Origin of the sequence: Achromobacter animicus (genome assembly GCF_902859585.1) — a bacterium.
GTDB lineage: Bacteria > Pseudomonadota > Gammaproteobacteria > Burkholderiales > Burkholderiaceae_B > Achromobacter > Achromobacter animicus.
Genome location: NZ_CADIJM010000033.1, coordinates 1 through 4,732, shown reverse-complemented (window position 1 = coordinate 4,732; position 4,732 = coordinate 1). Strand labels below are relative to the sequence as shown.

The following is a 4,732-nucleotide window of genomic DNA, read 5'->3' as shown; positions in this document are numbered from 1 at the left end:
GTAGTCTTGCGCGTTCTCTTTTGCGCCCAGGTCGAAACAGGACAGCACCTTGCTGAACCACCCATCCTGCCAATCGTCGGCGATGGCGCTGCCGCCAGTCTTGATCCAACTCTCCAGGTCGTTCACTAGCGTATCGATGGCGGACTGTTTCCGCTTGACGGCTTCTTCGTACGCCAGCATGTATGGAACCGCATTGCCGAACAAGACATCCGCATTGCTGTTTTGATCGAAGCGAACCAGATCTCGCCTTTTGGCGTAGGCTTGCGGGGTCGCCCGCTCCTGAACGCTCTGCAAGTACTGTTTGATGACGGTCGCGCTCGTGTACGCGTGATTGTTATCGATTTCATAAACTTGCCGATCTGCCGCGGCAACAGCGACGAGATGCGCCAATTCACTCACGACGCCGATCGGGTCGTGCAGTACGACCGCCAGCGGAACGATATCCTTTCTGGGAACAAGCTCGATGTGAGCGCCTGGAATGACGGTATCGTAGGTCGTGAACGACTCCGGGAGAGATATCTCGCTCCATGTGTAGCCCGGCTTTTCGTTCGAGCCGGGTCGTCGCAGTTCCGGTGTTGCGTGAGCAAGCAGCGCAATGTTGAGCGCGTGGGGCTGTTCAACGCCACCGGACGGCCTGACCGTTGTCGCCAACTTGGTGCGGATGCCATCGACATCATTCTCAATGCGCCATAGCCGAGCATGGGTGAGCATCGTCTCACTGGTCAGCAGGTAGACAACGTCCGCTGTCTTGCTCTCTGGGGCAGATAGATAGGGTCTGGCGCTGGCGATCTCAGGGCGAGCGAGCCGCCCAGGGGTGTCATCCTGATCGTCTTCGCGGGTCCACCATATGCGTGCAAAGCGCAGGTCATCGGTGACTTGATAGTGCTGCGTCCACATACGGCCGTGCTGGAAATAGCATAGGTAGACGTAGGCGCCGGGACGCAGCACGCGCAGACCGTATGCCTTGCCAGCGGCCAGCTCGGGATAGCCATCGGTGCTAAGCGTCGGAAACACGCCTTCTTCCCAGGAGCGCTCTGCAACGCCATAGCGCAAAGGATAGATGGGCACGCATCGCTGACACGCTGGCGGTGAGATGGCCTTGCCCAGTTGTTTTTCATTGGGACGGTCGGGACCCAGTGCTTTCTTGTAGGGCTGCGTCATGTCGGCTTCCTCAAGATGGTGTGACACCGGATCGTGAGCGCCGCTGCGTGATCAAGAACATTGCGGAGGTCGGCGGCCGCATTGGCGATAGCCAGGGCCACATGCATCACGAAGTTCCTGGACGGACCTCTCTGCAACGTGAAATCGACGACGACGAAGGACTTGTCGTATACGGCAAATGTGAACCGCAGATCGGATTGGATAGGAATGGCGTGCTCCCGGGAACGACAGGCCTTTCTCATCCCCGATGAGTGCTCAGCCCGCGCCCGGCCATTACGGCATGCCAACACAGGCTTGGATATCAGACACGTATGATTTTGAAGTGCAGCGGCTGAGAACTTGATCGGGTTCTCAGAACGTTCGCTTGGTGGTGGCGAGGACCAGCCACGCGTGTTGCCATGCTCAATGGCACTCACCCGACGGCACCACCACTCAAGGAACCACATTTACTGCGATAGCGATCACGCGCGCACAGAGCGCTGGCTAACGCGCAGGTTTGACCCATATCCACGATTTCGAACCGCATGCTGGACCTGGAGCTTTCCACGAGCATCGATCCCGGCCGTACGGTGCTGCTGCCCAACTGGATCGTTTTCAACGCCATCACGCCGCTGGCCGAAGGCGGCGATTACCGTGGCAGCTCGGCATTCCGGATAACCCATCGTCGCGTTGTATTCGGGGAATATGGGCGGCAAGCAGGGTCTTCAGATTCTGGCGGACGTGGCGCGGCGTCTCAACCGCGAGGACCGCCTGTGGTTTTTGTTCTGCGGCCAGGGCCCGGAACGCGCGGCGCTGCAGGAAAAATGCCGCGGCCTGACGCGCGTCATCTTTCTGGATCTGCAGCCTGCGGAACGCTTGGGCGCGCTGCTGGGCACTGCGGATATCCACCTCCTGCCCCAACGCGCCGGCGCCGCCGACCTGGTGATGCCCTCAAAACTGACCGGCATGCCTGTCCAGCGGCCGCCCGGTGTTCTACGGCGCGGCGCGCGGTACGGAGCTGGCCAGTGTGGTTTCGCGCTGCGGGCCGCTGACATCGCCCGCGGATGCCGTGGCGATGGCAGAGGTAGTGCGCAAGCTCAGCTACAACGCGCAGATCTACGAAACTTTGGGCGCCGCGGCACGGCAGTATGCGATGGCGCATCTGCGTTCTTGTTTAGCCCGAAGAAAAGCCACAATGTCGATTGTTCTCTTCCGGAAATTGAATCTCCGGATATTTGAGGACGATCAGTTGCGGCAAGGCCCAGGATGGCATGTATAGAAGCAGAATCGCCAAATCCACCCAGATCGTCACAGGCAACCATAACCACCCCTTCCTCGTCGTTAGGGACCTAAAGATCCGGCGGCCACCATAGCGCATCAGCACGTCGCCCGGATTCTGAGGGAAGAGGATGATTTTTGGTGGGGGAAGGTTTCCGACCTTATCCATAAACAGATGAAGCCAAGCCCAGATCTGGGTTCCGAAAATCTTCTCGTTAAAAATTACGGGTATCTTGACCAATTGAGGCTCGGGGAGGTTGCACGTATAGCCAACAAGGTAAAGATACGGTTGCGCCTGACCTGTTGACCATTGAATTCCCAGCAACTGATCCCAATCAAGCTCCCACACCGCTTCCGAGCTTTCGTCCGGATACGGAACATAGTAGACACGACGACTACGGCGATCAAAACGCACTTTCGAACAACGATATCGATAGCGCGGACTCAAGACACGAGGAATGAAAAACGACAGAAGACCAATACCAGGGAGGCCAAGTGACAGTATCAACACGCCTGCAGACCAGCCGCCAAAGCCTCCGATCAACGCATAGAGAAATAAAAAAATTCCAGAGAAAACGAAAATTCGTAGAAGCGCCCCCTCCTTTCCGGTTTGCAAAGTATCGGAAACCACTTCGACGCAATTTTCATTGAATCGCGTTGCTTCGATGGTGGGCGTTTCGCGTGAGTCAGCGTCCAGTGGCAATAACGTACTTGCGAAGCGAAACAGCCGCCACTTTCTCTGAACGTCCCTGAACGTTGGGCGGAGCTGCCGAAGCTGCTTGGTAGTCCGCATCATTTAGGCTCCTGGACTGGAGCAAGCAGCGCTTCGTCGATGGGATCTGTGAGCCACGTACCGTGTGTAAAGACAAGCGGCTCCTGCTGTGGGAACATCGCGAGGCCAGGTTCGTTCACGATATCCGGCCTGTAACAGTAATCCAGCATGATCTCCGTGTCTGCCCGCATAGTAATTTGCCAACTTACATGGCGGGTACCGTCTCGAATGTAGTCCTTACCAACGACCATGCATTCCGTGTCATACGGAAAGCGGTAACTCGGACCAGTTGCGATGGGTCCGCGGACTATATTCAGGCTTTGACCGTGTCTCCTGGCATTGAGCGTGTATTGGAAAACATCGTCATGGCTTATGAGCGGCGGCCCTTCGTTTAAAGTGGGATACGCGGGCAGAACTACAGATAGGGAAAGCGTCCCTATGCCTTCCTTGGCCGCAGCACGCTTTAGATCAACGCTGTCTTGCCAGAGACCGTAGACAGGGATACTGCGGATTATGATGTCGCGCGCCGACATCGAGGGCGTCTCCCAACTCGCTACAACGCGAACGCCGTAGACGGCGCCGTGAAAAGCAGCGAGTTCCTGGTCCATAGATTTATAGCGATATGCTCGATCTCCCCGACTCCAATAACAGTGGGCCAACCAGACTTCGTCGGGCTGAAACTTCGCGAAAGCGGCCTGGATGCTGAAATAAATTACTCCAACAGTGGCGATGAAGGCCAGCACGACCCAGCCGACTGGTCCGATAATGCCAAGGACGGTGCCGGAGGCGCTTAAAGCCAAGCCCGCAGTCGCCAACACTCCGCACCCAGCAGACGCAAGATACATTCGGCCCGCTTCGAAATTTTGCTGCGTCGTGAATGCGATAGCAGCACGTATTCCGTCGGCGACAGCTCCAAGGCCAGCAGCTCCTGCGCCATACATCGTTGCTAGTCTTCGCACTTCGAAAGCGGCTAATCGAGCTAAAGCAAGTGACTTCCCTTTCGCCAACGCATGTAGTTGGATCAGATCGCCCTTCACCAACAAACCGGAGCTAATCACAGCTGCCACTGCCGCTAATGCGCTGACGCCGTTAACCATCCCTACAAGCGACCGATCATCCTTCCCGTTCACGAGATCTCTGATTGAAGAGCGCAGTGCCATGATGGCTGATACGGCAGCAAGGCCTGTGAACCCATATTCCGCGCGCACAATTCCAGCCTGCGCGGCGCCGTAAGCTCGACTTTGACGGGTCTGCTCCAGCATACGACTGAAAACATTTCCTTCAAGTTGGAACGGCTGTCGATTGTTCGCTGTGGATGGAGCGGAAGAAATGCGTTTCACCTGGTCGCCCACGCGCACCTCTTCGTAAAGAAGCACCGACGCCGCCTGATTGCGCAATGGCCGCTTGACCGTAATACCCCACTTTCTGAGCCGTTCGGTGTTCATGTGTTGCTCACCATGAAACTGGGCGTATTGAAAGCGCGCCTCAGCGCTGGACACGCGGTACGTGACGATCGTGCTGCCAACACGGACTTCAGCAAAT

The 4,732-nt window shown here is 57.0% G+C and carries 4 protein-coding genes; 1 reads left to right on the top strand and 3 read right to left on the bottom strand.

Going from position 1 to position 4,732, the window contains the following annotated elements; translation table 11 throughout:
* Nucleotides 1-1,161: toxin VasX (locus tag HV681_RS27625; RefSeq protein WP_175126279.1), on the bottom strand; the 1,161-nt coding region annotated here is incomplete at its 3' end.
* Nucleotides 1,162-1,845: 684 nt separating this feature from the next.
* Here HV681_RS27625 and HV681_RS28225 point away from each other — a divergent pair.
* The gene (locus HV681_RS28225; RefSeq protein WP_302478758.1) at nt 1,846-2,379 is read left to right on the top strand and encodes a hypothetical protein; all 534 of its coding nucleotides are present in this window, start codon (nt 1,846-1,848) and stop codon (nt 2,377-2,379) included.
* Here HV681_RS28225 and HV681_RS27615 read toward each other — a convergent pair.
* Together HV681_RS27615 and HV681_RS27610 are read right to left on the bottom strand one after the other, a co-directional pair.
* Nucleotides 2,315-3,214 (bottom strand): hypothetical protein, encoded by a 900-nt coding sequence (locus HV681_RS27615; protein ID WP_175126277.1) that lies wholly within the window; start codon nt 3,212-3,214, stop codon nt 2,315-2,317. The two genes, HV681_RS28225 and HV681_RS27615, sit on opposite strands and share 65 nt — an antisense overlap.
* A partial coding sequence (locus HV681_RS27610; protein ID WP_175126276.1) for a hypothetical protein occupies nt 3,211-4,732 on the bottom strand: 1,522 nt, incomplete at its 5' end. The genes HV681_RS27615 and HV681_RS27610, both read right to left, overlap by 4 nt.

Bases quoted from the DNA above. Each gene is read 5' to 3' on its own strand.
- HV681_RS28225 (WP_302478758.1), top strand. From the start codon at position 1,846: ATGGGCGGCAAGCAGGGTCTTCAGATTCTGGCGGACGTGGCGCGGCGT.
- HV681_RS27615 (WP_175126277.1), bottom strand. From the start codon at position 3,214: ATGATGCGGACTACCAAGCAGCTTCGGCAGCTCCGCCCAACGTTCAGG.